This is a genomic window from Parapedobacter defluvii, assembly GCF_014642075.1.
GTDB classification, from domain to species: Bacteria; Bacteroidota; Bacteroidia; order Sphingobacteriales; family Sphingobacteriaceae; genus Parapedobacter; species Parapedobacter defluvii.
In genome coordinates, this window is sequence record NZ_BMIK01000051.1 from 1 (window position 1) to 1,346 (window position 1,346).

At 32.2% G+C, this 1,346-nt stretch carries 1 protein-coding gene; it reads right to left on the reverse strand.

The annotated features are described in order from the left end of the window. Positions 1 to 322: 322 nt before the first annotated feature. Entirely contained in the window at positions 323 to 1,168 is an 846-nt protein-coding gene (locus IEX60_RS24680; protein WP_188754061.1) for an RteC domain-containing protein, read from the reverse strand. Positions 1,169 to 1,346 lie beyond the last annotated feature (178 nt).

Consider the following 1,346-nt stretch of genomic DNA (forward strand, 5'->3'; position numbering starts at 1 on the left):
CCGTTTCTCTGATCTCCATAATTACTATGTCTAAAATTAATACTTATTTACTAATCTTGACACAGTTCATTTTACACTCTCTTAGCCAAGGTAATTACATTTTCGCCAACAAAAAATCGGCTGCCGCCGACGATTTGCTACAGTTTCTTTATAAAATAAATTTTATCACTGCGCGTAAAACTCTCGAAGACGGAAAAATAGACAGAAAGTATTTTGAAGAAAGTAGGTATTTGTCGTTCAACAAAGTAAGCTTTGGATATGATTGGGAAATACACCCAGCTTTCCGATGGGCCTTGCAACCGGATACTTTAGATGACATATTTTACCGAATTGATATCAACACATACCTCTCGTCCTGTTCGTCTATCTTTTTCATGATACTTTCACGCAAGCTGTCAAGGAATTTTGTTTGGTTAATTTTTCGGGCTTTAAGTTCCATAAACGTATGGTAAAAGTCGCCCAAGTCGATATTAAAGGTGCGTTCAAATGTTTTGGCTATGACTTTGATGTCCGCATTACCATTATCAAATACACCTTGTGCAGATAGGGCGTATATTAATTCAGTTAATGCGGTTTTACTTGCCGTCCAATTTAATGTAGAATTATCTAAAACCTTTTTTTGTTCAATATTGTGAAGCTGGTCTTCAAGATACACTTGTATCAAATCGTTGGCAATTATTTTTGCTACTTTATAATCATGTGAAGTAGAAAAACTGTGGTCACTGTCAAAATAATGGGTATATACATTTAGTTTAATATTATACTTGCCTCGTACAAAAATTTTTTCATCGAGAAAGGTATTATTGGTACGATAATATTTATAAAATTCGAGGTTATGGTCAAAATACTGTTTCAGCTTTTCCAGTTCTCCTCTGAAATATTTCTTTATCGTTTTTGTTTCCCGAGGCTTTTTACTTTCTATTTTGTAAACTGAATTGTAATATATGAGCTTTGCGATAAATTGTGGCTTGATATGCTTGAAAAAATGGATTTCTTCCTTCTGATTTTCGAAGCCTTTATTTAAAACATAATTTTTAAGTTCTGAAATCTTCTTCAATGTAAATTCAACCGCTTTTTCACAAGCGACTAAAACATCGGTTTCCATATAAAATACTTCATTTATTTCTTCTTCTAAATCTTTTATTATTTTATCTAAGTATTCAGTCATTACAAATTATTGCTTTTATTGGTAAAATGATTATAGGTGCTTTTTGCATAGGTTTATAAATAACAATGATGATTACAGGAACCATCATAGCTATTTGTAATCGGTAAATACAAGTGCAGAGAAAATGGAAAATAAGGATACAGAGAAATCGGCAACAATAAGTACATGATTTCGGCAA